The 26,560-nt window shown below is 61.9% G+C and carries 26 protein-coding genes; 14 read left to right on the top strand and 12 right to left on the bottom strand.

All coding sequences use genetic code 11. From position 1 onward, the window contains the following. Positions 1-2: 2 nt before the first annotated feature. Positions 3-1,532, top strand: a complete 1,530-nt coding sequence (locus H7C86_RS01400; RefSeq protein WP_182260977.1) for a carboxylesterase/lipase family protein — start codon at positions 3-5, stop codon at positions 1,530-1,532. Continuing rightward, positions 1,529-3,001: a carboxylesterase/lipase family protein gene (locus tag H7C86_RS01405; protein ID WP_182260978.1), complete on the top strand. Its 1,473-nt coding sequence runs from the start codon at positions 1,529-1,531 to the stop codon at positions 2,999-3,001. The genes H7C86_RS01400 and H7C86_RS01405 overlap by 4 nt, the downstream gene beginning before the upstream one ends. Positions 3,002-3,008: 7 nt before the next feature. On the opposite strand, the gene H7C86_RS01410 is transcribed toward H7C86_RS01405, so the two are convergent. Then, a complete protein-coding gene (locus tag H7C86_RS01410; RefSeq protein WP_003946354.1) occupies positions 3,009-3,434 on the bottom strand; it encodes a hypothetical protein in 426 nt (141 codons plus the stop codon). Then, on the bottom strand, positions 3,431-4,021 hold the full coding sequence (locus tag H7C86_RS01415) for a helix-turn-helix domain-containing protein (RefSeq protein WP_019744771.1): 591 nt from the start codon (positions 4,019-4,021) through the stop codon (positions 3,431-3,433). The genes H7C86_RS01410 and H7C86_RS01415 overlap by 4 nt, the downstream gene beginning before the upstream one ends. Positions 4,022-4,186: 165 nt before the next feature. Between H7C86_RS01415 and H7C86_RS01420 the strand changes: the two genes are divergently transcribed. The 6 genes from H7C86_RS01420 to H7C86_RS01445 all read left to right on the top strand — a co-directional run bounded on the left by H7C86_RS01420 (position 4,187) and on the right by H7C86_RS01445 (position 10,190). Then, positions 4,187-4,972, top strand: coding sequence for an aldolase (locus tag H7C86_RS01420; protein WP_019744772.1), 786 nt, complete (start codon positions 4,187-4,189; stop codon positions 4,970-4,972). Positions 4,973-5,005: 33 nt separating this feature from the next. Further along, positions 5,006-5,908, top strand: coding sequence for a dihydrodipicolinate synthase family protein (locus H7C86_RS01425; protein WP_182260979.1), 903 nt, complete (start codon positions 5,006-5,008; stop codon positions 5,906-5,908). 59 nt (positions 5,909-5,967) lie between these two features. Next, entirely contained in the window at positions 5,968-6,828 is an 861-nt protein-coding gene (locus H7C86_RS01430) for an SDR family oxidoreductase (protein ID WP_182260980.1), read from the top strand. Then, positions 6,828-8,621: a DEAD/DEAH box helicase family protein gene (locus H7C86_RS01435; RefSeq protein WP_020970369.1), complete on the top strand. Its 1,794-nt coding sequence runs from the start codon at positions 6,828-6,830 to the stop codon at positions 8,619-8,621. The genes H7C86_RS01430 and H7C86_RS01435 overlap by 1 nt, the downstream gene beginning before the upstream one ends. Before the next feature lie 255 nt (positions 8,622-8,876). Further along, a complete protein-coding gene (locus tag H7C86_RS01440; RefSeq protein ID WP_019744776.1) occupies positions 8,877-9,353 on the top strand; it encodes a nitroreductase/quinone reductase family protein in 477 nt (158 codons plus the stop codon). 57 nt (positions 9,354-9,410) lie between these two features. After that, on the top strand, positions 9,411-10,190 hold the full coding sequence (locus H7C86_RS01445; RefSeq protein ID WP_084325267.1) for a DUF427 domain-containing protein: 780 nt from the start codon (positions 9,411-9,413) through the stop codon (positions 10,188-10,190). 48 nt (positions 10,191-10,238) lie between these two features. Here H7C86_RS01445 and H7C86_RS01450 read toward each other — a convergent pair whose 3' ends face one another. Next, positions 10,239-11,471, bottom strand: a complete 1,233-nt coding sequence (locus H7C86_RS01450) for an MFS transporter (RefSeq protein WP_041815142.1) — start codon at positions 11,469-11,471, stop codon at positions 10,239-10,241. 72 nt (positions 11,472-11,543) lie between these two features. Between H7C86_RS01450 and H7C86_RS01455 the strand changes: the two genes are divergently transcribed. Beyond that, on the top strand, positions 11,544-12,419 hold the full coding sequence (locus tag H7C86_RS01455; RefSeq protein ID WP_019744779.1) for a LysR family transcriptional regulator: 876 nt from the start codon (positions 11,544-11,546) through the stop codon (positions 12,417-12,419). On the opposite strand, the gene H7C86_RS01460 is transcribed toward H7C86_RS01455, so the two are convergent. The 4 genes from H7C86_RS01460 to cobF all read right to left on the bottom strand — a co-directional run bounded on the left by H7C86_RS01460 (position 12,412) and on the right by cobF (position 16,520). Beyond that, complete coding sequence (locus H7C86_RS01460) at positions 12,412-13,278, bottom strand: Fpg/Nei family DNA glycosylase (protein WP_019744780.1); 867 nt, start codon at positions 13,276-13,278, stop codon at positions 12,412-12,414. The genes H7C86_RS01455 and H7C86_RS01460 overlap by 8 nt on opposite strands. A gap of 40 nt (positions 13,279-13,318) precedes the next feature. Beyond that, entirely contained in the window at positions 13,319-14,494 is a 1,176-nt protein-coding gene (locus H7C86_RS01465) for a diguanylate cyclase (RefSeq protein ID WP_020970372.1), read from the bottom strand. Between the two features lie 43 nt (positions 14,495-14,537). After that, on the bottom strand, positions 14,538-15,704 hold the full coding sequence (locus tag H7C86_RS01470) for a GGDEF domain-containing protein (protein ID WP_024487188.1): 1,167 nt from the start codon (positions 15,702-15,704) through the stop codon (positions 14,538-14,540). Between the two features lie 75 nt (positions 15,705-15,779). Then, on the bottom strand, positions 15,780-16,520 hold the full coding sequence (gene cobF, locus H7C86_RS01475; RefSeq protein WP_019744783.1) for a precorrin-6A synthase (deacetylating): 741 nt from the start codon (positions 16,518-16,520) through the stop codon (positions 15,780-15,782). Between the two features lie 86 nt (positions 16,521-16,606). On the opposite strand from cobF, the gene H7C86_RS01480 reads away from it, so the two are divergent. From H7C86_RS01480 to H7C86_RS01500, 5 genes are all read left to right on the top strand, one after another. Beyond that, positions 16,607-17,407: a thymidylate synthase gene (locus tag H7C86_RS01480; protein ID WP_003946427.1), complete on the top strand. Its 801-nt coding sequence runs from the start codon at positions 16,607-16,609 to the stop codon at positions 17,405-17,407. Between the two features lie 2 nt (positions 17,408-17,409). After that, positions 17,410-17,901 carry a dihydrofolate reductase gene (locus H7C86_RS01485; RefSeq protein ID WP_019744784.1) on the top strand — a complete coding sequence of 164 codons (492 nt, stop codon included), beginning with the start codon at positions 17,410-17,412 and terminating at the stop codon, positions 17,899-17,901. 84 nt (positions 17,902-17,985) lie between these two features. Next, entirely contained in the window at positions 17,986-18,318 is a 333-nt protein-coding gene (locus tag H7C86_RS01490) for a cupin domain-containing protein (protein WP_003946336.1), read from the top strand. A gap of 19 nt (positions 18,319-18,337) precedes the next feature. Continuing rightward, a complete protein-coding gene (locus tag H7C86_RS01495) occupies positions 18,338-19,033 on the top strand; it encodes a hypothetical protein (protein ID WP_070795877.1) in 696 nt (231 codons plus the stop codon). Positions 19,034-19,060: 27 nt separating this feature from the next. Continuing rightward, positions 19,061-20,752, top strand: a complete 1,692-nt coding sequence (locus tag H7C86_RS01500; RefSeq protein ID WP_021332279.1) for a GAF domain-containing protein — start codon at positions 19,061-19,063, stop codon at positions 20,750-20,752. A gap of 2 nt (positions 20,753-20,754) precedes the next feature. Here H7C86_RS01500 and H7C86_RS01505 read toward each other — a convergent pair whose 3' ends face one another. The 5 genes from H7C86_RS01505 to H7C86_RS01525 all read right to left on the bottom strand — a co-directional run bounded on the left by H7C86_RS01505 (position 20,755) and on the right by H7C86_RS01525 (position 26,478). Then, positions 20,755-21,393: a response regulator transcription factor gene (locus H7C86_RS01505; RefSeq protein ID WP_019744786.1), complete on the bottom strand. Its 639-nt coding sequence runs from the start codon at positions 21,391-21,393 to the stop codon at positions 20,755-20,757. Positions 21,394-21,469: 76 nt separating this feature from the next. Next, positions 21,470-22,363: a universal stress protein gene (locus tag H7C86_RS01510; RefSeq protein ID WP_182260981.1), complete on the bottom strand. Its 894-nt coding sequence runs from the start codon at positions 22,361-22,363 to the stop codon at positions 21,470-21,472. Positions 22,364-22,721: 358 nt separating this feature from the next. Then, a complete protein-coding gene (locus H7C86_RS01515) occupies positions 22,722-23,762 on the bottom strand; it encodes an LLM class F420-dependent oxidoreductase (protein WP_007727670.1) in 1,041 nt (346 codons plus the stop codon). A 175-nt stretch (positions 23,763-23,937) separates the two neighbouring features. Then, a complete protein-coding gene (locus H7C86_RS01520) occupies positions 23,938-24,831 on the bottom strand; it encodes a universal stress protein (RefSeq protein ID WP_019744789.1) in 894 nt (297 codons plus the stop codon). Positions 24,832-24,972: 141 nt separating this feature from the next. Further along, on the bottom strand, positions 24,973-26,478 hold the full coding sequence (locus H7C86_RS01525; protein WP_021345194.1) for a glutamate-cysteine ligase family protein: 1,506 nt from the start codon (positions 26,476-26,478) through the stop codon (positions 24,973-24,975). Between the last annotated feature and the right edge of the window lie 82 nt (positions 26,479-26,560).

The following is a 26,560-nucleotide window of genomic DNA, read 5'->3' on the forward strand; positions in this document are numbered from 1 at the left end:
ACATGGCGTCCGACATACTTGTGACCACGGCCGACGGCACCCTACGCGGCCGCCGGGTGGGAAAACTCCGTGCCTGGCGCGGAATTCCCTACGCCCGGCCGCCGGTCGGAACACTGCGTCTGACGCGGCCACAGCCGGTCACACCATGGACCGGAGAACGCGACGCGACCAGGTTCGGCGACGCCTCGGTCCAGCACAAGAAGGGGCTGCTGCTTTCGCCCGGGAAGTACCAGCCGAGCAGCGAGGACTGTCTGACACTCAACGTGCTCGCTCCAGCGAACGCCGGTAACACCCCGCTTCCGGTCATGGTCTTCATCCACGGTGGGGCAAACACCATCGGGACCTCGGCTACCGGCTTGTACTCCGGTGTGTCCCTCGTCGAACGCGGCGACATCGTCTACGTCTCGATCAACTACCGCCTCGGTGCTCTGGGGTACCTCGATTTCACACCCTTCTCCACGGCCGAGCGGGCATTCGATTCCAACCTCGGACTGCGCGATCAGGTCGCGGCCCTGCAATGGGTGCAGCGCAATATCGCTGCCTTCGGTGGGGATCCTGAAAAAGTCACGATCTTCGGTGAATCCGCCGGAGCCACTGCCGTCACCACCTTGATGGCTACTCCGGCTGCCAAGGGACTGTTCGCTGGTGCGATCGCCGAGAGTTCGGCTCCTGATCTGGTCTCGAGCACGCAGCGATCGCACGCCTGGGGCGCGCGTTTCGTCGAGATCCTCAATTCCGGTCTACCGCCCGCGAAGGCTTTGACCTCGGCGACTGCCGTCGAATTGGGCCGAGCAGGCAGCAGACTCGGTGCCGAGGTACTGGCGAACACGCCTGGACTACATCCCTTCGGTCCGGTCGTCGACGGCGACTTCCTGCCGCGCTCCCCCTTGGACGCAGTCAATGAAGGATCGGCACACCAGGTTCCGATGATCATCGGCACCAACAGACGGGAGGGAACGCTGTTCCCGAAGGTGCTCGACGCACTCCCGACCAACCCGTCGCGCATCGACACCATGTTCGCTCTCACCGATCCCGAGGCCGGAAAGCGCATCCTCGCAACCTATCCCGGCTATCCCGACGAGCAGTCCGCGATCGACGTCGGTGGAGACGTCACGTTCTGGCACCCTTCAGTGGAGTTGATGCAGGCTCACGCACAATCGGCGCCGACGTACGCCTACCGATTCGACTTCGCGCCGACGATGATGCGTTGGCTCGGCCTCGACGCCACTCACGGTTTCGAGATGTTCGCGGTCTTCGGTATCGGCGACACCCTTGTCGGGCGCGGCCTCACCCTTCCCTGCGGTCGGCGCGGACTGCGCGCAGTCACCGAATCTGTTCAGGGACACTGGCTTCACTTCGCCAAGCACGGCTCGCCGCGTGGGTCGTGGCCGCGTTACGACGCGCAGGAGCGTAGGACCATGATCTTCGACGAGATCGTCCGCGTCGAGAACGATCCCAGACGTGAACAACGCTTGGCCTGGTCGGGATACAGCGGTTACCGTAGCCACGGCACCGACATCTCCCTACCGTGACGAGCCCCCTCGAGATCACTCTCGATTCCGGGGTCGTACGCGGGCGCCTCGATCGAGGACTGCGCACCTGGCGAGCAATCCCCTACGCAGCGGCCCCGACCGGCCGCTGGAGATTTCGCACACCACAGCCGGTCGAGGCTTGGAATGGTGTCCGCCCGGCGGAAGCATTCGGCTCTCCGTCTCCGCAGCGCAAGAGCAACTTCGACGAGAACTCACTCTTCGTCAATGTCGTGGCCCCGCAGGTACCGTCGGATTCGTTGCGACCGGTCATGGTCTTCATTCACGGCGGCGCGTACAACGGCGGGAATCCGTCGACGCCCATGTACCGCGGAACGAGCCTGGTCGAACGTGGCGACATCGTCTACGTCTCGATCCAATATCGTCTCGGCGCGTTGGGCTACCTCGATTTCAGTGAGTATTCCACTGCTGAACAATCATTCGACACGAACCTCGGATTGCGCGATCAGATCGCCGCGCTGACGTGGGTCCAGCGCAACATCGCCTCCTTCGGTGGCGTCCCGAACGCCGTCACCGTCTTCGGTGAATCGTCCGGCGCCAACGCTGTCACCACTCTGATGGCAACGCCCGCGGCCCGAGGGTTGTTCGCTCGGGCCATTGCTCAAAGTCCGCCGGCTGCTTCGGCATACGGAAAGGATCGAGCGCAGCGATGGGCGCGCGAGTTCCTCGAGATCGCAGACGCACCGGAAACCGATCCTGCCTCGTGGCTGCGCTCCGCTTCGGTGAAGGAACTGGTCGACGCCGGCGAAGAACTTGCGCGACGCGGCGCGGACGAAGAACCCGGAACACGGGCATTCGCCCCTGTGGTGGGTGACGACATTCTTCCCGAACACCCGCTCGACGTGTTCGCCGCCGGACGGGCCCACCCCGTTCCGCTGCTCGTCGGTTCGAATCTCCATGAGGGGCGGATCTTTCCGCGCGTTCTCGACATCTTGCCTACCAACCCGGTTCGGATCGAGAAGATGTTCTCCCACACCACCCCTGAAGTGAAAGCACGTGCGCTCGCGGCGTATCCCACGTATCCGCATCGTTTCGCTGCCGCCGATCTCGGCGGCGACATCACCTTCTGGGAACCGGCAATACTGTGCGCACAGGGCCATTGCCAGGTAGCTCCTACCTACAGTTACCGCTACGATTTTGCGCCTCGCCTGCTCAGACTCATCGGCATGGGCGCTACCCATGCCACCGAATTGCTTGCGGTCTTCGGCCGTTCGGATGCACTCACCGCGGCCTTGACCGCGGTCGGTGGACGTCGCGGACTGGCCGCGGTGACCTCCACCGTGCAGCGCCACTGGATCCATTTCGCCCGACACGGAGTGCCGGACCAGGATTGGCCCGCCTACTCCGTCCCGGAGCGGCAAACGATGATCTTCGACGAGACGTCCAGAGTGGAGAACGACCCGATGGGTGAGCGTCGACGCGCCTGGATCGGCTACGAGCACCGACGCTGAAGCCCGGTCAGAAGAACTGGCCTTTCACGAAACCTGCGAGCAGGACCGCGAATCCGCCCACCTCACCGAGAATCAGCAGGAACATTCCGAGGTGCAGGGGCGGACCGGCGGACTCGAACTGATTGTCGGTGTCCTTCATCGCACCGTGAGCGATGTAGCTGAAAATCGCTGCGAGAAAGAAGAACACGACCACTGCGGCACTGGTCAGGTTGATCCACGTCGGCCACGCACTGAGTTCGACGAACACCGCGATCAGCAGCGTCGCAAACGAGTACATCAGGGCTGCGCGGTGGGCGATGTCGACATACGGATGGGCGAGGTGATTATCCGAGGTGGCCATCTGTCGGTACTTCCAGATTCCCAGGCACAGGGAGAGAAGGAAGATCAGACCGGCCGCGAGCAGCGTCAGTGTCGTGTCGATCCCCAGGGTCATCTGCTCACCCCGCAGTGCGCTTCCAGTGAGTCACCGCTGGGTGATCCAGTCGAAGGCTTGTCGTAGACGACAACCAGCACCACCGCACGATCTGCCGACACCGATCGCATCCGGTGTGGCGTATTCGCGTCGAAATACAGGCTGTCGCCGGCGTCGAGGTGCATCGTCTGTCCGGGGATTTCGAATTCTACGGATCCGGAGTGCACGAACACGAACTCCTCTCCCGTGTGGTCCATGAACTTGGGACCCATCACCGACGCCGGATGAACCACGAACGGCTGCATGGCCTTTCCGACCATGGAGGGCGCGATCGGATCGTAGACGGAAGACTGCACGGAGGAAGCCGGGTCGATCACGCGGTCCTTGGCGCGCACGATCGTCATGGCATTGCCCTCCATACTGTCCGAGAACAGTTGTCCCACATCGGCATCGAGCACCCGTGCAATTTTGAGCGCCACCGCGATCGACGGGGTACTGATACCCCGCTCGACCTTCGAGAGATAGCTCTTCGTCAGACCGGTCTGCTCGGCCAGGCCCTCGAGCGTCAGACCGGCGCGACGCCGATGTGTTCGCAAAAACGCTGCCATTCGGTTCCCCTCACGAGACTTTGTGTCATCACCCTACCAACACATTGACCTGCGACGATCAGCGACGCTCGCACTGAGGGTTGCACATTTCCGTCCTATATGACACTTTGTGTCCTATAGGTGACTGAATGTCATTGATTCCGGGCCCCGAGAAAGGCACACCCCATGACCGACACGATGCATGCGAGCAAGCAAGAACTCATGGCCACCGCCGAGACGAAAATGCTCACCGAAGTAACCACAGGCAGTTGGACACTTCGACAGAAGATCGCACTGACCTGCCGCGCACTGTCGGACGCCGGCCACGATTCCGGTCTCGCCGGCCAGATCTCCGCCCGCGGTGAGCAACCTGGCACGTTTGTCACCCAGCGACTCGGCCTCGGGTTCGACGAGATCACCGAGGACAACCTCCTGCTCGTCAACGAGGACCTCGAAGTCCTCGACGGGGAGGGCATGCCGAACCCCGCCAACAGGTTCCACAGTTGGATCTACCGCGCCCGACCCGACGTCAACTGCATCGTCCACACACACCCACTGCACGCGACGGCGTTGTCGATGCTCGAGATTCCCCTCGTCGTCTCCCAAATGGACATCGCGCCCCTCTACGACGACTGCGCATTTCTCGCCGACTGGCCCGGAGTTCCCGTGGGAAACGAAGAGGGCGAGATCATTTCGGCTGCGCTCGGCGACAAGCGGGCAATTCTGCTCGCCCACCACGGCCAACTCGTCGTCGGCAACACGGTCGAAGAAGCATGCTCCCTCGGGCATCTGATCGAGCGGGCCGCGCGGCTGCAGTTGCTGGCAATGGCTGCCGGCGACATCAAGCCGCTACCGCCTCGCCTGGCGAAGGAGGCTCACGATTGGACACTGACCCCTCGGCGCAGCGAGGCGAACTTCGCGTACTACGCCCGTCGGGCTCTCCGCAATCATCCCGACGCACTGACCAACTGAATTTCGTTTCCCACCAACAGAACAGAGAACCCCATGAGCAGCACAATCAAGGGAATCGTCGCCTACCCCATCACCCCGTTCGACCGGGACACCGGAGCATTCGATCCCAAGCCGCTACACACGCTCCTCGACAGCATGATCAGCAGTGGTGTCGACGCGATAGCCCCACTCGGCAGCACCGGCGAGAGCGCCTATCTCGACGACGCCGAATGGGAGTCGGTCGCCCGGGAAACTGTCGACTACGTCGACCGACGAGTCCCCACCGTCGTCGGAGTGTCGGATCTGACGACGGCGGGAGCACTCCGCCGAGCATCGATCGCGGCAGACGCCGGTGCCGACGCAATGATGATCCTCCCCACGTCGTACTGGCTTCTGGGTGAGCAGGAGATTCGTGAACACGTCAGTGCGGTCGCCGATTCCGTCGACATTCCCACGATGATCTACAACAATCCCGCGACCACAGGGATCGACATGTCGCCGGAGTTTCTCGTCGACCTCGTCTCCACCGTCGACGGCATCACGATGATCAAGGAATCCACCGGCGACATCACCCGCATGAACCGCATCAACGAACTGAGTGGTGGCACGATTCCCTTCTTCAACGGCAGCAATCCTCTTGCACTGCAATCTTTCTCTGCCGGCGCAAGCGGATGGTGCACGGCAGCACCGTGTCTGGCCCCCGAACAGGTGGTGCACTTCTGGCGTCTACTCGAATCCGGTGATCGGTCGGGTGCCGCCGCTGTGTTCGAACAGATCGAGCCACTACTGAAGGTCCTCGTCAGTCGCGGACTGCCGTCGACGGTCAAAGCCGGGTTGGAATTTCTCGGCGTCGACGCCGGCCTTCCCCGCCGGCCCCTGCTGCCCCTCGACGACAACACCAGGACAGCTTTGTCCGACGCTCTGTCGATGGCTCGCGGTGTAATCGTCGCGTCGTGACCTGATGTGGGAGTGGGTTCCGGCAAGATGGAATGCACACCGACCGAAGGAGGGACACCATGTCCGTAGATTCACGGTCTGCGAGGATCGCCGTCACCGGCGCTACCGGTCATATCGGCGGACTGGTGGCCCGGTCGTTGGCCGACGCCGGTGTCCCGCAGCGGCTGATCGCGCGTTCGGTCAACCGATTACCGCAGCTCCCCGGTGCCGATTCGGCCCAGACCACGTACGGGGATCAGGAGAGCGCTCTCGCGGCTCTGGCCGGAATCGACACCCTCTTCATGGTTTCGGCGGCCGAAAGCGCAGATCGCCTGGATCAGCACCGCACCTTCATCGACGCCGCAGCGGAGGCCGGGGTCAGGCACATCGTCTACACGTCTTTCCTCGGTGCCGCTCCGGACGCGACGTTCACGCTCGCTCGCGATCACTGGATCACCGAAGAACCTATCCGCGCTTCCGGACTCGCATTCACCTTCCTGCGCGACAGCTTCTACCTCGATTTCCTACCCGCTCTCGCCGGTGAAGACGGTGTGATCCGCGGACCCGCAGGTGACGGTCTTGTCGGCGCGGTAGCGCGGTCCGACATTGCTGCCGTCGCCGTGTCGGTTCTGCAGGATCTGGATTCTCATGTCGGACAGACGTACAACCTGACCGGACGCGAGGCACTGACGCTCTCCGAGGCCGCGAGCATCATCACCGAGGTCACCGGCAAGCGGACCACGTACGTCGAGGAAACGCTCGAGGAAGCCTACGAGTCGCGGGCGTCGTACAACGCACCCGCTTGGGAGCTCGATGCTTGGGTGTCGACGTACACCGCAATCGCGCAGGGTGAATTGGCGATGATCACGAGCACCGTGGAGGACCTTGTCGGCCGGCCTGCGCTCACGCTGCGTGAATTCCTCACAGCAGAAACCGCCTGATGCCACCACGCAAAGCAACCACGGCACGCAAGGCTGCCGCAAAGAAGGCTGCACCGAAGAAGGCTGCTCCCAAGAAGAGTGCAACCAAAAAGACCGCCGCAAAGAAGACTGTCGCAAAGAAACGATCACGCGCTGTGATGCCCGACGTTCCGACATCCGCTCCGGGCGAACGAGTCTGGCTTCTCGACGTACCCTTTCGGACGCCGGCGCCTGGTGCGCAGTTCGTCAAGAAATGGAAGAGCTACGCGTGGGTCGGCACGGAGTTGCCTGTAGAACTCGCTCCGTTCAAGGCACTCCCCTTCTCGTATCAGCAGTGGGTCGAGGACGACATCAATGACAGCACCGGCGAACGCCCGGTTGCTGCACCCAAAATTCCTCGGCCCGAGCAGGTTTCGGGGGCTGCGGCCGTCGTCGACGCTGCTCGGGCCGGCAAACGCGGATTTCTGTTGGCAGACAATGCCGGCCTGGGTAAGACGCTGATCGCAGTGATGTCGGCCAAGACGATTGCCGAGGAACGCGGCGAAACCAACATCCTCGTCCTCGTCGATCGACCCGCACAGATCACCATTCCGCATTGGCGCTATTCCATCGCCTCGGTGGGCGACGGCGGATTCCGCTGGCTGATCATGTCGCCTGACCAATTGAAGAAGCTGATCGCGCGAAACGGCCGTCCCAAGTACACCTTCGGCGTGGTGATCGCGGACGAGGCCCAGCTGTACAGCAACGACACACAGCGCACAGCTGCCTTCGAGAAGGTTGCGCGCTTTTCCAATTCACACGAGCAAGCGCCGTTCGTCCTGTCCGTGACAGCAACACCGGGACATACGCCGGCAGATCAGCGTTACCTGGCGCCGCTTTTTGCGCAGCTGCATTCAGAACCTTCGGAGTACTGGTCCGACCTGGGTGCCAGGCTTGTCGAGTCCGGCCTTCCGCTGGACAAGTCCTACGGGAAGTGGACGTGGAGCGCAGAGGCGAAGGAATCAGCGACCCTGCAATCCCAGGCGCTCGAGACCGTGCGTGGATGGATGTCGAACAGCAAACCGCCCTTGATGATTCATCGACCGACTCCATGGGGACCCGTTCCGCTCGACGGTATGCCGATCGACCTCACCCATGCCCAGCGCGCCGAGTACGAGACCGAGTGGGCCGAGTACGCCTACGAAATGGGATTGGCCCGCAAGAGCCGCAACATCGCGCGGGGCCGTGCGCTTGTTCTGCGCTATCGACAGAAGGCGGGCATGATCCGCGCCGAATCGACGGCCCAGTGGGCGCAGGCGCAGGTCAAGGCAGGCAAGCAGGTGCTGGTGGCCGTCGAATTCGTCTCCACGGCAGGCGATCCACTGGTCGAGATGATCGAAGACGCCGGGATCTCGGTGGCAAAACTGTTCGGCGCGGTGCCGGACAAGGAAGGTCAACGTCTGCGGTTTCAACGCGGGGATGCACCGGTCATCGTCTTCAATGTCACGACCTCGATCTCGCTCCACGCCAACGAAGCACTCCCCGACGGCACTCACGCGTCCTCGTTGCCACGGACGGGAATCTTTCATCAACCGCGATACTCAGGGATCGCGGCAGAACAGACATTCGGTCGGTCACACCGCGACTACCAGACGTGTCCATGGGTCATACCCTTCGGCGTGGGCACCAAGGAAGAGGACGTCGCCACGGTCATGTTGCGCAATCTCAATTCGGTCACAGGTCTGAAAGGCGGTGATCGATCCGGTCTGCGGTCGCTGTCCGAACTGCTCGGCGTCGAATGGCTAGAGCCCGATGTCTTGACCACAGAGACTTGACCTCGGAGGCTTGACCTCGGGGGCTTGACCACGGAGGCTTGACCTCGGAGGCTTGACCTTCCAATGGCCATCCAACGCGCGCACACGAACGGTTTCGGAGGTATGCCCCAATTCCACTCCACCAGAACCGAATTCGGCTGACCGCTTCATTCCTTTCGGGACCTTGGGACTCAGGTATCTGTGACCTGACGTGGCAGACTCTTTCGAGTCGAGGTGCACCAGCCTCGAAACAGTGCCGAGAAACCGAGGGGTCCTATGCGCAATATCTACCGGTCATTGATGCGCAATGTCGGCCATACACAATGGTTCTCGGATCTCGGCAAGGATCTGGTTCCGCTCGATCGAGCAGTGCAGAGAGTGTCGGGCGGCAAGCTCTCACTCGTCGGCGAGAACACGGTGACCCAGCTACTGCTCACCACCACTGGCCGCAAGACCGGCCGTTCTCGCACCACACCACTCCTGTACGCACCCGACGGCGATGCGTTTGTCGTCGTCGGATCCAACTGGGGGCAGGATACGCATCCAGCGTGGACACTCAATTTGATGGCAAATCCCACCGCAATCGTGACAGTGAAGGGCGTCGAAATACCGGTCGGTGCGAGTCTGGCGGAGGGCGCCACGCGTAAGAAGTTGTGGAAGCTCGCGACCACCACGTGGCCACCGTACGAAACCTACGCCGATCGAGCATTCGGGCGCCAGATCCGCGTATTTCGACTCCAACCTGTCAAATAGCTGCTGGCGAGCGCAGGATGGGAAGGACCACCCTGCCGATCTCAGGAGCATTCGCGAATGTCCACAGCACTGACTCACGCAGAAGACACACAGATCACAGCTTCCAACGGGCGGATCGCACTGGAGCCGAACCCCCGCCGCATTCGAGCATTCTTCGCTGGTCACGCCGTCGCGGACACCACTCGTTCGGTGTACCTTTTCGAACGCGGCCGCCTGCCGATGTACTACATCCCTCGCGCGGACGTTCGCACCGAATTCCTCGTCCCGACGTCGACGACCACCCATTGCCCCTGGAAAGGCGACGCCACCTATTGGACGATCGAGATCGGGCATCGCCGGGCCGAGGACGCCGTCTGGTCCTACCCTGAACAGTTCGACGGTTCCCTGGACCTGAGTGAGTACGCCGCGTTCTATTGGGATCGCATGGACGCCTGGTACGAGGAGGATCAACAGGTCTTTGTCCACGCCCGCGATCCATACGTACGTATCGACGCACTCCCCTCGTCCCGACACGTCCAGGTTTTTGTCGGCGACGTACTGGTCGCCGAGACGACACGACCCAGACTGCTGTTCGAAACCGGACTGCCCACGCGGTACTACATTCCGAGAATCGACGTTCGCAGCGAGTACTTTGTGCCGTCCCCGACCACCACGGCCTGCCCGTACAAGGGCACTGCGTCGTATCTGTCCTTCACCGGCACAACCGAACTCGCACCGATCGAGGATCTGGCGTGGTTCTATCCGTTCACCACCGCCGAAGCGTCCGGGATCGACAACCACGTGTCGTTCTATCCCGAACGCGTCGGCAAGATCCTGGTGGACGGTACCGAAATCTGACAGGCGCCGAAATCTGACAGGTGCGGGGATCCGAGAAGGTGCGGGTGCCTATCCCACCGAGACAAGGGATTCCGGGATTCGCAGTTCAGCCTTTTCCAGCCGGCGATCGTGCATCCACACCAACGCCGTTGCAACGGAGAAGACCAACCCGGCGATGCATACTCCGTTCCAGCCGTACGACTTCCACACCATCGACCCCACAGCCGAGCCCACGGCGGCACCCACGAAGTAGGTGGTCATGTACACCGAGTTCACACGCGAACGCGCTTCGGGGACAAGGGCGTAGATCACGTTCTGGTTGCTGACGTGCACGCCCTGCAGCGCGAGGTCGGCAAGAACGATGGCAACAAGAAACCACACTATATGCGTGGCACCGGAGGCAAAGGGAAGCCACGACACCAACAGAATCGCGATAGCTCCGCCCGTCGCCACCTGACCCAATCCCCGATCGGCCAGTCTGCCCGCCACGGTCGCCATCAACGCTCCCGCCACGCCGAGTAGTCCGACCAGGCCGATTTGAGTATCGCTGTAGCCGAATTCGCCGGAGAGAAGAAAGGCCATTGTCGTGAAGACTGTGCTGACGGCAGCAAAAGCCAGCCCGCCCATGGCCGATCGAGTTCTCAGGCGCGGCAAGGTCGCAGCCAACTTCCCTACCGACGCGAGCGTCGCGCCGTAGCTTGCCTTCGGTCGATCGGCGGAATCGGAAGGCAGAGATCGCCACAGTGCCACGGCCATCACCACCATCAGAACCGCCGCAACCTTGTAGACCGTCGACCAACCTCCCAGTCCGGAGAGCACGCCGGCAACACTGCGCGCCAACAGGATTCCGATCAGCAGTCCGCTCATGATCGTTCCGACCACCTGACCGGACCTCTCAGGTTCGGCCAGTGAGGCGGCAAACGGAATCAGTACCTGGGCAGCAACCGAAAAGACCCCTGCCACTGCGATTCCCACGGCAAGCGTGGCAAAGTTGGGCGCAAATCCGCTGACCGCTTGACCGGTAGCCGCCAGCAGCATGAGCCCTACCGTCAGCTTGCGTCGGTCGACCATGTCGCCTACCGGAACCAGAAGTATCAATCCGAGTGCATACGCGACCTGTGCGATGGTCACCGTCGCGGCCGCTGCGGAGGCCGAGACGTTCAAGTGGTCCGAGATGGAATCGAGGAGTGGCTGATTGAAGTAGTTACCGCCCGCGCACAGACCCGTCGCTGCAGCCATCAGCAGCACTATCGGTAGTCCGAGCCTCGGACGCGCGTCGCTTGAAATCATGTCGTCAAGCATGACCGCTCACACCGACGCGCGTCCAATAGATAGATATGCATGATCTATCTCCAGAAGCGATAGATTTGTGCAATGGAACTACGTCACATCCGCTACGCCCTGGCAGTGGCGGAAGACAGACACTTCAGCCGTGCTGCCGCGCGGTTGCACGTTTCACAGTCCGCGTTGAGTGCCCAGATCAGAGACCTCGAAAAGGAACTGGGAGTCGAATTGTTCAACCGCAACAGTCGAAACGTCGGCCTGACTGCTGCCGGGGAGGTTTTTGTCGCCCGCTCTCGTGAGGTGCTCGGCGCCGTGTCGAGACTGGTCAGTGATGTCTCGGCACGGAGCAACGAGCAAGTGCGGCTGACGGTCGGCACCATCACCTCGGCGGGGCGCGTCGACGTCGGTCGTGCGCTGGCAGATCTGACACGCCGCCACCCTGCAATCAACATCACCGCGCGACCGTACGGCAGTGAAGTAGTTATCGAAGGAGTCCGGTCCGGCGCAATCGACGTCGGCATCGTCGGATTGGCCGCAGGTCGCTTACCCAAGAGCTTTGCCGCCGCACCGTTGTGGAGTGAACCCACCGCAGCGTTTGTTGCTCCCGACCATCCCTTTGCCCAGGCCTCGTCGATCAGACTCGAAGACCTACGGGATCACACTCTCGTGGACTTCGCCTCCGGCAGCGAGGCCCGTGTCCAAACCGACCAAGCCTTCGCCGAATCACAGGTCCCACGCGGAAAAACGCTCGAAGCCAACTCGGTGGACCTGATCTGTTCACTGACCGCCAACGGCCTGGGTGTCGGTTTGCTCCCCCAGTCCATGAGCGCCCTACATCCCGAACTGGTCTGTATTCCGATCACCGATGCCCCGCATCGGATCGTCCACGCAATTACCGAACCCACCCATTCGTCGGCGCTGGCCCGTGAATTCGTCGAACTACTCGCGGCGCAGTTCGCTACTTGAGCAGTTTCGACATTCGCCTGTCCGCCAACGGCTTACCGCCTGTCTGGCACGTCGCACAGTATTGAAAAGAACGCTCCGCGAACGACACCTCGCGTACGACGTCACCGCACACCGGACAGGGAAGTCCGGTGCGAGCATGTACTCGCATCCCCGAGCGTTTCTCACCTTTGAGCCGCGCCGCGTCCTGACCTTCCGAACGCTCGATCGCGTCGGCCAGCGTGGACCGCATCACGGCATACAGCGTCGAAATCTGCTCCGGCGTCAGCCGCGACGAGGTCGCGAATGGCGATAGTTTCGCGGTGTGGAGGATCTCGTCCGAGTAGGCGTTCCCGATGCCGGCGATCAGCGACTGATCGACTATCGAGTTCTTGATCCGCGCCGACGTCCCGCCCAGAATCTCTGCGAACTCAGCTTCTGTCACAGCCATCGCGTCCGGCCCCAACCGGGCGATGCCCGGAACCTCCTGCGGATCGTTCACCACCCACACGGCGAGGCGCTTCTTGGTGCCGGCTTCGGTGAGATCGAACGCCGGCGTCAACCCTTCAGGTGTGAAGAAATGAACGCGCAGCGCCAACGGCCCCTTCCCCGGCTTCGGCGGCGTTGGCGACGGATTATCGAGCCACCGCATCCAACCGGCACGGGAGAGATGCGTGACCAACCACAACCCGTCGCAATCCAGAGCCAGATGCTTCCCGAAGCGGGCGGCGCCCGTGACGTCACGCCCTTGCAAAGCCGTGATCGGCGGATCGAAGGTCTTGAGCACACTCAATGCAGCGATATCGACGCGTCCCACTACTGCGCCGACCGCGTGCTGACGAAGGAACCCTGCCAGCGCTTCCACCTCGGGTAGTTCAGGCATGGCATCAGACTAACGCCGACCACGGACACTCACCGTGTGCTCAGTCCGTTTCGGTCAGCAGAACCACCGAGTGTCCACCGCGCGCCTTCGCTGCGTACATCGCGCGATCTGCACGTCGCAGCAAAGTGGGATAGGCGATGAGTGCATCGTCCGGCGATTCGAAAGGACCTGCGACCTTCGCGATTCCGACGCTCAGGGCGACCTCGGAATGGTCGGGAGCAGCGACCGTTGATCGCTGAAGTTCTTGTTCGAGTCGATCGACCGAGCGTTGATCGCCCGAATCGACGATGATGAACTCGTCGCCGCCGATCCGTGCGATCAAGGCCGCCGGGCCGGCGCATTCGACCAGTCTCGATCCGACCTTCTCGATCACAGCGTCCCCGACTGTGTGCCCGTACTCGTCGTTGATGGTCTTGAATCGATCGATGTCGACAGCGGCGACAACGACAAGCGCCGAATTCGCGTACGACCGCTCCAGTAGCAGTCGCACCTCGTCGGCCAGTCCCCTCCTGTTGAGTAGTCCGGTGAGTGGGTCCAACTGCGAATTCAACGCATCGGTGCCGAGAATGGAGAAGATGAACTGACAGGCAAAGGGGATCACGTAGATCGCGGCGCCGACGAGAACTGTCAAAGCGACCAGAACCGGAACATCCGAATAGTTCTCGACAACGGAAATGCGCGTCACAATGCCGATGACTACGACGAATACCCACAGCATGTGCAGGCTCTGTATTCGAGCATTGTGGAAGAACGCGATGTATCCACCGATCACCGAGAACATCACGGCATGGGCCAGTGCCGCAAGTGGATTGGAATACAACAGCATTGCGGCCGCTATTCCCACTTCCGAATAGAGCACAAAGGCGTATGACCAGGAACGGGAGAGGTTGCGCCTCGTCGAGAGGGCGACGGCCATCATCACGGTTATGACGATGATGACTGCGTTCGCGGTGCGCGCGTGCGGAGTGGTCGGTCCCTGTGGACTGAAGCGAGTCAAGAACATGATCACCGTGACCAGCACCAACGAGCAGACGACAAGAAACCGCGAGGCGACGGTCAACCCTTTGTCCGCGAGATAGCGATTGAAGGTGTCGAATTGGTCCGGACGCCGATACCAATCGACAAGTTGAGAAGAGATCAGCCGGAATGCGGGACCGGAGAGCGGCCGTTGAGACGCGACGGCGTCCGAACGCTCCACACCCTCGGCAGATTCCATAGGGTCAGGGTAATCCAGTCAACTCCCCGCAATCAGACAATTCTCACTGTTTGCCGTCCCACATCACAACTCGATCGCCGCCGGCGGCCTTCGCGCGGTACATCGAGGCGTCTGCTACTCGAAACAGTTCCGTCAACTCCTCGTCGGAAATGATCGAAGACCATTCGGCAGAGGTGATCGCGACTCCGACGCTGGTCGTCACCGCCGGATCACGATCGTCGATTCGCAGGTGCCTTCGCAGATTGTCCTCGAATGCGGGCGCTGCACCGACGTCGATCGTGTCCACCAAGACGAACTCGTCCCCACCGAATCTGGCGAAGAGCGCCTTCTCACCGCCGCACCACCGCAGTCGATCAGCAATCTCACGAAGTACGAGATCGCCTTCTTCGTGCCCCCGCGAGTCGTTGACGCTCTTGAACGAATCGACATCGACGATCGCAACGACATACGACGACTTGCTCGACGCATGCCCCGTTGCCCCCATTTCGACAACAGCTCGCTGCAGCCCGCGCCGATTCAGAAGGCCGGTCAACGGATCCACATCCGAACTGTCCGCGTCGGAGCCGAGAAGTGAGAGGACGAACTGGCAGGCGAACGGGATGACCACGATCCCGGTGGCGATGATCAGACACAGTGCGGTGGCCAACGCAGGATCCGCGTAGACCGCGACCTTTCGTCCGACCACTGCCAGAACCACGATGGACAGGGCGATGTGAATCGCCTGGAGTCTCGCGTTGTGAAAATACGCGATGTACCCACCGATCAGTATCAAGAGCACGCACTGGATCAACCCGATGAAGGGGTCACTGTTCAAGAACACACCGACAAATACGCCGACCTCGCAGTAGGCGACAAAAAAGTACGACCACCGACGCGTGATTTCGGGCAGAAGGCAGAAGAGCACGATCACCGCGACCGTGACTCCGATGATGACGGCGTTGACGACGCTGGTGACGTGGTTGTGCACGCCCGCGTCGCTGAAGCGCAGCAGAGTCATCGCAACGATGACCGTCGTCAGGGAACCGATGACCAGCAATCGGACGGCTAGCTCCAGGCCCTTCGTGGCGAGGTATCGATTGAAACTGTCGAATTGATCAGGACGCCGATACCACTGAACGAGAAGATCGAAAGCCGACTTCACAGCTGATTTTTCACGGCCACGCGGAGCGGGCAGAATCGACTGCAGTCGGTCCTGCCCGAACGATGTCATGCGCAGATCATAGGTGCGCAGACCGTCGTTCGGGATCAAGAGCGCAGGATCGAGGCCGCAAATCCGCGGTCGGTGTCAGCGCCGAACGAGGTACGTGTCCATGATCCAACCGTGCTTCTCGCGCAGCTCCGCCCGGCGCGCGACGATCCGATCTTCGACGTCGCGCAGGTTGCCGGAAATCAACTCCTCGTCCGCGGTTCCGAGGTATGCCCCCCACCAGATTTCGGCATGGTCTTCGGCCACCTGAGTGAAGGTGCAATGCGCGTCGAGCATGACGACGGCGTTGTCCACGCCGTCGGGTAATCCCTCGGCCAGTTTGCGGCCGGTCGTGATGTGGATGGGTTCGCCGATTCGGTTGAGGACGATTCGGTGCTGTGCGGCCAACGACTGCACGCTGGTGATTCCCGGGATGACGGAGTAGTCGAACGTCGCTCTCCCGCGAGCGAGCACCCGCTCGACGATCCGCAGAGTGCTGTCGTAGAGGGAGGGGTCACCCCAGACGAGAATCGCTCCGACGCCAGGTTCGGCCGCGAATTCCGCTTCGAATTTCGCGGCCCGACGCTCGTGCCAGTCCTCGACAACCCCCTCGTAATCGGTCGGGGTTCGGTCCCGCGGCGGGTCCGTGATCTCGACCACCTTGTAGTCGAGGTGAACGTGCTCGTCGAGGATGCCGGTTCGCAAGTCGACCAGAGCCTGCTTCTCGTCACCCTTTCCGATGATGAAGAACGTATCGGCCCTGTTCATAGCCTTGATCGCCTGAACCGTCACCTGGTCGGGATCACCCGCACCGATACCGATCACCAAGAGTTCGCGCATGTGCCGAGGCTATATTGCCGTGCGCCTTTATTAACCGCGGGAGGTTAATAAAGGCGCACAGCAAGGCAGGCCCTAGACTGATTCCCGTGACTGTCTCCACTGCGTACGAAGACCTCCTCCGGCTCGTCATGGAGACGGGCACTGCCAAATCCGATCGAACCGGAACCGGCACCCGCAGCATCTTCGGTCACCAGATGCGTTTCGATCTTGCCGACGGCTTTCCGCTCGTCACCACCAAGAAGGTCCACCTCAAGTCGATCGTCAACGAACTCCTGTGGTTCCTGCGCGGCGACTCCAACGTGGCGTGGCTGCACGAGCACGGCGTCTCCATCTGGGACGAGTGGGCCGACGAGAACGGCGAACTCGGCCCCGTCTACGGCGTCCAGTGGCGTAGCTGGCCCACCCCTTCGGGCGAGCACATCGACCAGATCACGCAGACCGTCGAGACCCTGCGCTCCAACCCCGATTCGCGGCGAATCATCGTCTCGGCGTGGAACGTCGCCGACATTCCGCAGATGGCGCTGGCTCCATGCCACGCGTTCTTCCAGTTCTACGTCGCCGACGGCAAGCTCTCCTGCCAGCTGTACCAGCGCAGCGCCGACATGTTCCTCGGCGTTCCGTTCAACATCGCCAGCTACGCGCTGCTCACCCACATGATGGCCCAGCAGGCCGGACTCGATGTCGGCGAGTTCGTCTGGACCGGCGGCGACTGCCACATCTACGACAACCACGTCGACCAGGTCACCGAGCAGCTCGGTCGCGAGCCCCTTCCGTTGCCGACCCTGAAGCTGAACAAACGCGACTCCATTTTCGACTACACCTTCGAGGACGTCGAGATCGTCGATTATCAGCACCACCCCGCGATCAAAGCGCCGGTAGCGGTCTGACGATGACCGATCGCACAGTCACCCTCATCTGGGCGCAGGCCCACGACGGCGTCATCGGCGTCGACAACACGATCCCGTGGCGCGTGTCCGAGGACATGGCTTACTTCAAACGCGTCACCATGGGACATCCGGTGATCATGGGACGGCGCACCTGGGACTCCATTCCGCTGAAGTTCCGGCCGTTCAGCGGGCGTCGGAACATCGTCGTCACGCGCGATCCGCAATGGCAAGCCGAAGGCGCCGAGGTAGTCCACAGGCTGGACGACGCCTTGGCGTTGCCGGACGGTGACGTATTTGTCGTCGGCGGCGGGCAAATTTATTCGGCTGCACTGCCATTCGCGACGCATCTCCTGGTGACCGAGGTCGACCTCGACATCGCCGGTGATGCCTTTGCTCCCGAGATCGGCCCCGAATGGAACCTGAAGTCCGACGAGCCCTGGCAGACCTCGGAGAAGAGCGGGCTGCGCTTCCGCTGGCTGGAATACACGCGCTGACCGACTTCCGCCGATAACGAGGCACCTCGCGAGTGAGTCGGTCATACTCCAAGAACGACATTCACCGCTTCCGAGAGGTCTTCGATGGACAAGAAGTCACTGACCGCTCTCGCTCGCCAACAGTTGAAACTGGCGGGCTCGGCGACCAGCGGTCGCAGTTCACAAACCGTCTACGGCGGCCACCAGCGCAGCCTGCGACAGACGGTGATCGCGCTGAGCGCCGGCAAGAGTCTCGCCGAACACGACAGTCCGGGCGAAGCCACACTGTTGGTCCTGAGCGGGAAGCTGAATCTTGTGTGTGGGAGCGACCAGTGGAAAGGATCCACCGGTGATTTCCTCACCGTGCCGGCCGACCGCCACAGCGTCGAAGCGCTCGAAGACGTTGCATTTCTGCTCACCGTCGCGATGAAGGGTTGAAGTCGGTACCGTCTTCCGGGTGAGCGAAACCGTGATCGAAGTGTCCATCGTCGCAGCCCCGTCCGTTCTGTGGCCCGCCCTGCGCGACCCGTCGCTGATTCGTCGTTGGTTCGGCTGGGAGTACGACGGTCTCGACGACGAAATCACCCAGATCTACTCCACCGCTGAGGCCGATCCCGAAGCACTGACGCTGAAACTCGGAAACGGTGACCGCTTCTCACTTCTCGAACAAGACGGCAAGACGGTCGTCCGCATCGATCGGCCGGCCAAATCTGCCGACGACGACTGGTACGACGACATCACCGAGGGATGGACGACGTTCCTCCAGTTGCTCAGATTCGCAGTGGAGCACCACGGACTCGCTGAGCGAAGAACCATCTATCTCGACGGCCTGCTGCTCCCTGGCGAGAATGCGGCAACCGTCCTCGGGCTCACCGAAATCGGTTTGGAAGCGGGAAGTCGGTACGCGGCGACAATCGCTCCCGGCGACTATTTCGAAGGCGTCGTCGACTACGTCACCGATCACCAATTCGGGTTGACAGTCGAAGATCTCGGCCCTGGTCTACTCTCTGTCGCGACCCAGTCGGTGACTCCGCAGCGGCCAGACGGAGGCATGTCCATCCTGCTGACCACCTACGACCTGAGCGATGACGAGTTCGACGAAATCAAGCATCACTGGTCGTCGTGGTGGGAAGGTCGCCGTCAGGAGGGCTGACGTCCTGCAAGGCGATATGCTTCGACCATGGTCGAAGCATCGGGTCACAGTCCGGCACGCACGTTCGGCGAGTTGCTCGACCGCCTGGGCGATTCCAATGCAGACATACCGACACTCCACCGTCTGCTCGAGGCAGTCCTGGTGGTCGGTTCAGGTCTGGATCTCGACCTGACTCTCCAACGGATCATCACCTCTGCGACAACGGTTCTGGATTGCCGCTACGGCGCCCTGGGGGTTGCGGCGCCAGGGGGCGGGCTCTCGGAATTCGTGTACGAGGGAATCTCCGGGTCCCAACGCGCGACCATGGGGCATTTCCCCGAAGGTCATGGCGTTCTGGGTGTTCTGATGAATCACCCGCAGACTTTGCGTGTGGCGCATCTCGGCGACCATCCCGAATCGGTGGGATTCCCCGCGAATCATCCACCGATGGAGAGTTTCCTCGGGGCGCCGATCATGATGCGAGGAAAGGTGTTCGGAAGCATCTACCTGACTGAGAAGCGCGGAAAAGCCGAGTTCACCCAAGAAGACGAGGTCATTCTCGAGGCCCTCGCCATCGCAGCCGGCATCGCTGTGGAAAATGCTCGACTGTTCGAGCAGTCACGAACTCGTGAAAGATGGCTCACCGCAACATCTGCCATTCGCTCGCGATTGCTGGCCGGTGACTCGCTTGAGGACGGCCTGCAACTTCTTGCCAGTCGCGTTCGGGACCTGACCGGCGTCGACGACGTGATCGTGGTGATCTGCGAGAACGGATACGCACAGGTTCACGCTGCAGCCAGCGCCAGAACCACGTCACGTGGAGTCAGAATTCCAGCGACGACCTATCCGTTCGACGTGGTGCGGAGCACTCGAAAGCTACAGGTACTCACCACTTTAGGTGCGCTCACCGAACTGGTGCCGTCGGCCGGAAGTGCGGTCGTGGCACCGATGTGCGTCGCCTCCGGTGTAGTCGGCGCGGTCATCGTGGCGTCGAACTCGACCAACACGCACTGGGATCACGACGAACTGACCCGGATCGAGTCGATGGCCGAACTCGGCTCCGTTGCAATCGAGTTCGACGAGAAACAAAAGGCGCAACGCCTGTTGTCGGTTCTCGCGGACCGCGACCGCATCGCACGAGACCTGCACGACAACGTCATCCAGCGACTGTTCGCGAGCGGAATGAGCCTGCAGAGCACGCTTCCGGACGAGACCCTCCCGGAGTCGGCGCGCGCGATTGTCAAACGATCCCTCGAACAGCTCGACAAGACAGTCCGCGAGATTCGGACAACCATCTTCGATCTGCAGACTCCCACAGCCACCGATTCGTCGAGCCTGCGCCGACGCCTCCTCGATGTCATCGGCGACGCCACCGCACAGTCCGCCGTGACCCCCAGCGTCCAATTCTCCGGCGCCATCGACACTCTGGTGAATCCCGGGATCCACCAGCACGCCGAAGCTGTGCTGCGTGAGGGGCTGAGCAACGTCCTTCGGCATGCACACGCACACCACATCACCATCGCAGTCACCGCGGACGTCGAATTTGCGATCACGATCGAAGACGACGGCGTCGGACTCCCCTCCGACTTCCACAAGAGTGGACTTCACAATCTCGAGCGCCGTGCCGAACATTGCGGCGGTACGTGCACGATCGTCAACCACGATCCGAGCGGTGCACGCCTGCTCTGGCGAGTACCGCTCGGGCGCACCAACTCGAATCGACCGAAGTCCGGTCGGTAGACCTACCGACTGCCGCTGCGGATTTCGGTGGCCAGCACCGCAGCCTGAGTACGACGCTGCATGCCCAGCTTCGAGAGCAGACGCGTCACGTAGTTCTTGACTGTCTTCTCCGCGAGGAACAATCGCGCGCCGATCTCCCGGTTGGTGAGTCCCTCTCCGATGAGGTCGAAGACTGCTCGCTCCTGATCGGAAAGTTCGGCCAACGGATCAGCGGTGCGGTCGCTACGGATCCGCTGCATCAGCGCCTCCGTCGCCCGACTGTCGAGCAGTGAACCGCCGCGCCCGACTGTGCGGACCGCAGCGACCAGATCGGTTCCGAGAATCTGTTTGAGGACAAATCCCGAGGCGCCCGCCATGATCGCGTCGAGTAGTGCCTCGTCGTCCGCGTACGACGTGAGCATCAGGCAGCGCAGGTTGGGCAGCATCGAGCGCAGTTCGCGGCACAGTTCGACGCCGTTGCCGTCCGGCAGCCGTACGTCCAGAACCGCGACGTCGGCATTGCTCTGCGGTACCGCAGCCAATGCTTCTCCCACGGATGCGGCCTCACCCACCACCACGAAGTCTTCGACCCCGCCGAGTAGGTCGAACAATCCGCGTCTGACGATCTCGTGATCGTCGACCAGGAATATCCGCGTTGTCATCGAACCCCTCCAAAAGACATCTCACGTCGAACGGTACCGGAGATGGTGGACTCAAAAGTCATTGAATGCATTCTCTTCACTTGTTGACGTGCCGGACGATGAGAACCGGGCAATCCGCAGTATGGAGCAGTGCCCGACTGGTCGATCCGAGGAGCATTCCCGCGAATCCGCCGCGCCCACGGCTGCCGACGACGATCAATTGCGCCGTCTCCGCGTATTCGCTCAGCACTCGGACCGGACGGTCACGCGCGACGACTCTCTCGACGACGACGTCCGGGTAGCGCTCGGTGAAACCAGCCAATTGCTCGGCAAGGACAACTTCCTCACCTGTCTGGATGCTGCTCCACAGTGGATCGTCGGGGGTGGCGCCCAGGGAGGGCTGCACGCTCACATCGCTCCACACGTTGACGGCGATCAACGTTGCACCCCGAGCGGATGCCTGTTCGAAAGCATGCTCGACTGCCTCGATGCTGCTTTCGGATCCATCGACGCCGACGACGACAGGACCTTCGGTCGGCGGTCGACCATCGAGGGTCCGGCCCCGGACTACCGCCACCGGAGATTCGCCGTGCGAGACGACCGACACCGTCGCGGAACCGACGACCAATCCGGTGAATTCACCATGCCCGCGGGGCCCGAGCGCAATGACGTACGCGCCCTTGGACAATTCGATCAGGCGATCGGAGACGCTGCCGTCGAGTAGTTCGGTGACGATCTGGAGGTCGTCGTCGATGCTTTGCCGCGCGAGGATCTGCGCGCTGTCCAGACGAGCGGTGGCAGTACGGCGAAGTTCGTCCTTGAAGCTCTCGGCGAGGTACGGCTCGGAGTAGTAGAAAGCGGGGATGTGCACCACCGTCGCGATGTGCAGCGGACGACCGAGCGCCACCGCCGTTCGAGCGGCCCAGACGACAGCCGACGACGCCGATTCCGAGCCGTCCACTGCCACGACTACGGGTTTGGTTGCACTCATGTTCGTCCCTCCACGATCGACCAGAGAATCTCTTCGCCCTCACACTATTGCCCAATGACGGCAAAAAGGATTCATCAGCCGACGCGAGTCCCGAATCGGACATTCGGAGTTCGGGTGGACTGCGGCAACGGCCCCGCCAACATCCCTTTCGGGCGTCAACGAGGCCACCGGTGCCGGATTCGCACGCAAACCCTGGCTACTCGATCCACGTTAGGCGAAGAACCCGACCGGTCAGAAGTGAAAAAAGTCCCATATGAAAGCGCCGAAAATCGGGTTTCGTGCGCAAGAGATCCCGAATCACCCGATCTGCTGTGCGCCTTTATTAACCGCCGGCGGTTAATAAAGGCGCACGGCAGGGTCAGTCACAAATCTTGCGGAACTTCTCGATCAGCTGAACACGGCCGTTGCGATCGGCCGCCAACGGCGTGACGTTGAGCGTCGTGACGCCAGCTTCGGCGAAGGCTGCGACGCGTTCCTTGACGTAGCTCTCGGGACCGATCAACGACACGGCGCGAACCAGCTCGTCCGGGACCGCTGCTGCGGCCTCGTCCTTCTTGCCCGCGAGGTAGAGATCCTGAATCTTCTCGGCGGCCTCTTCGTAGCCGTATCGCACCGCGAGGTCGTTGTAGAAGTTCTTGCCCTTGGCGCCCATACCGCCGATGTAGAGCGCAAGGCTCGGGCGTACCCAGTCGAGCATGTGGTCGACGTCGTCACCGATGGCCAGGGCCGGCGACGCGTACACCTGAAGCTCGCCGAGGCTCGGATCGCGCTTGGCCTTGCCCTTCGCAATCGGCTCGCCCCATACGCTTGCTGCCTTTTCCGGATGGAAGAAGATGGGTTCCCAGCCTTCGGCGATCTCAGCCGTCAGCTCGACGTTCTTGGGTCCGAGCGAAGCGATCAGGATCGGGATGCGCTCACGCACAGGATGATTGATCAGCTTGAGCGGCTTGCCCAGTCCGGTGCCCTTCTCGGCAGGGAGCGGAACCTGGTAGTACTTGCCCTGGTATTCGACCTTCTCGCGGCGCCACACCTGACGGCAGATCTCGACGACCTCACGCGTGCGTCCCAACGGAGCGTCGTACTTGACGCCGTGGAATCCCTCGATCACCTGCGGTCCGGAAGCACCCAGGCCCATAACGAAGCGACCGTTGGAGACGAAGTCCAGGCCCGCTGCCGTCATGGCGGTCAACGAGGGCGTACGGGTGTAGATCTGGAAGATTCCCGAAGCGAGTTCGATGGTGGACGTCTTGGCCGCCAGGTAACCGAGCTGGCTGACCGCGTCGAAGGAATACGCTTCCGGAACGAAGGCGATGTCCAGGCCCGCCTTCTCCAGGTCACCGACCTCTTCGACGGTTTCGGCGAACCCGCCGCTGTAGTTCAAACCCATACCGATACGCACGTTGTAACCCCAATCCAGACGATTGCCGCCGTGTGCGACGCGCACACAGCCTTGGTACTCCCATCGAACACCTAACTCACATCGAACACTACGGAACATGAGTCCGCATTCATGTGACTACCCCGTTCGTATTCGATGACCGAAACGAACGGGGTAGCGGGAGAACTTGGAGAGGTCAGGATTCTTCGGGGCGAACCACCATGACGGGGCACTTGGCCGAAGCGATCAGAGTATTGCTGGTCGAGCCGAGGAGCATGCCACGGAATCCACCACGGCCACGGCTGCCGACTACAACAAGCTGCGCCTTTGCCGACCAGTCGAGCAGCCGTCCTCGTGGGTTGTCGAGGTATACCTCGCGCCGGACCTTCACGTCCGGGTACTGCTCGGACCAACCGGCCAAGCTCTCGCTGAGTACTGCGTGCTCTTCCTCTTCGAGAGACTGCGGGGCAAGCGCAGCTGCCCTCGGGTCTTCGAATGCCGCGCTGCCGAGGTCACTCCACACGTGCAGCGCCACCAACTCGGCGCCGCGGAACGCTGCTTCCTCGAATGCCGCGCCCACTGCTTGCGCGCTGAGCGCACTGCCGTCGACGCCGACCACGACGGGTCCCTCCGAAGGCACTGCGCCGTCGCGGTCCCGCACGACGATGACCGGGCACTTGCCGTGACTGGCAACACCGACCGCTGTATTGCCGAGAACTGCCGTCGCCGCCTTGCCTGAAGCGGACGCTCCGACAACGACCCGCCTGGCCTGCGCCGAACTCTCGATCAACCACTGAGTTGCGCTGCCGATGGCGATTTCGGTGTGAACTTCGAGTTTCGGATCGATCTCATGGGCGAATTGTTCCGCCTCTGCCAAGATCGCTTTTCCCGCCTCTTCGACCCATTCGTACACCCCACCCGCGTCGACGTACGGTCCGCCGAAACCGTAAGGCGCGAAGTCGAGAGCATGGATGATGTCGAGTCGCAATTCGCGCTGGGCGGCGATCTTCGCGGCCTCGCGGAGCGCAGTGGACGCAGTGTCCGAACCCTCGACTCCGACAACAACACTGTTATGTTCGCGTGAACTCATGTGCCCACCTTCCTGAAGAAGTAACCGAGCCACTTTCACTCTAACCATCCCACTTGTCCGGCTTTTTTGGGGTCGCCCCCTCTTCATTTCGGGGACTTAGGTCCCCGAAACTGTTGACGGATAGGAGAATTAGCAGAGCAATCAGGACCAGGTGTGAACAGGATCTCCCGCCCGCATGTTCTCGACGTAACCGCGGAGCATTCCGGTGAGCGCAGTCGAGCGGTCCGCGCCCGAAGCCTCCGCGCGCGCCACGTGCTCTCGTTGCCAGGCGGCACCGGTCTGCCGATTCAGGCACCGCCCCTCGATGACGCCGAGATACCGATCGCGGGCCGCGGCGGACAATCCGAAGTCCGCCAAACCCTCGTCCGCCAACGGCAGCAGCCTTCGCAGGACCAACTCGTCGGCACCGACCCAACCGATCTCCGGCCAGTACAAGGTTGCGTCGAGTCCGTACTTGGCGCCGATGTGCAGGTTCTCTTCTGCCGCATGGAACGACATGTGCGACCACAGTGGCCGCTCCGCGTTCACCAGCGCCCGAACTGTGCCGTAATAGAAGGCCGCATTGGCCATGATGTCGACGACAGTCGGTCCGGCCGGCAGCACTCGATTCTCGATACGCAAGTGCGGCTTGCCATCCGAGCAGTCGTACACCGGACGATTCCAGCGATAGACCGTACCGTTGTGCATCTGAAGCTCGCTCAACTCCGGAACCCCGCCCGCCGCGAGCACTTCCAGTGGATCGATGTCCGACACGTCAGGCAGCAGGGCCGGAAAATACCGCGAGTTCTCTTCGAACAAGTCGAGCACCGAGTGGATCCACCGCTCACCGAACCACACCCGCGGCCGCACACCTTGGTTCTTCAGCTCGAAAGTTCTTGTGTCCGTGGCCTGCTCGAAGATCGGGATGCGCGATTCGTGCCAGAGTGCCTTGCCTGCCAGGAAAGGAGAATTGGCAGCCAACGCCACCTGTACGCCGGCCAGACACTGCGCGGCATTCCAATGCGCGGCAAACTCTTCCGGCGCAACGCGAAGATGCAACTGCATGGACGTACATGCCGCCTCCGGGACTACCGAATTGGTATCGGCCCGAAGAATTTCCACGTCGCTGCCAGGTAGCGCGACACCTTCGACGTCGAGTTCGATGTCCTCGCCTCGAGCGGTGAAAATTTGCTCGTTGAGCAATTCGTAGCGCGGGTTCGCGGTGATCCACTCTCGATCGAGATGCTCGAGTTGCAGGGTCGGCAGCATCCCGATCATCACCATCTCGGCGTCGTGCGCATGGATTCGCGCGTCTGCGACGTCGAGGGAGGCGCGCAGTTTCTTTTCCAATTCGAAAGTTGCATCACCGGTGAGTGGGCCGGGTTCGACGTTCATCTCGACGTTGAACTGTCCGAGCTCGGTTTGGAAAACCGCAGCGTCGTCGATGGATTCGAGCACTTCACGGTTGGACATCGCAGGAGCCATGTCCCCGTTCACCAGGTTGAATTCGATCTCCATGCCCAGCAGCGGCGCCGGCTTGTCGACGGCGTCTCGGAAGTCACCACCATCGAGCATCTGCTTCATGGCGTCGACGCATGACCGCACTTTCTTGCGAAAGAGCCTACGGTCCGCCCGCGTGAATTCTCGCGCCGTGACTTCTGCACCCATCGCGCATTCCCCCTTCGACGATCAACGTCACTGAAGGCTATCCGGCCGGTGTCACCGACAAACGAGAACTGCGGTGGCACCG

Source organism: Rhodococcus sp. UFZ-B548 (genome assembly GCF_903819475.1).
Taxonomy (GTDB): domain Bacteria; phylum Actinomycetota; class Actinomycetes; order Mycobacteriales; family Mycobacteriaceae; genus Rhodococcus_F; species Rhodococcus_F erythropolis.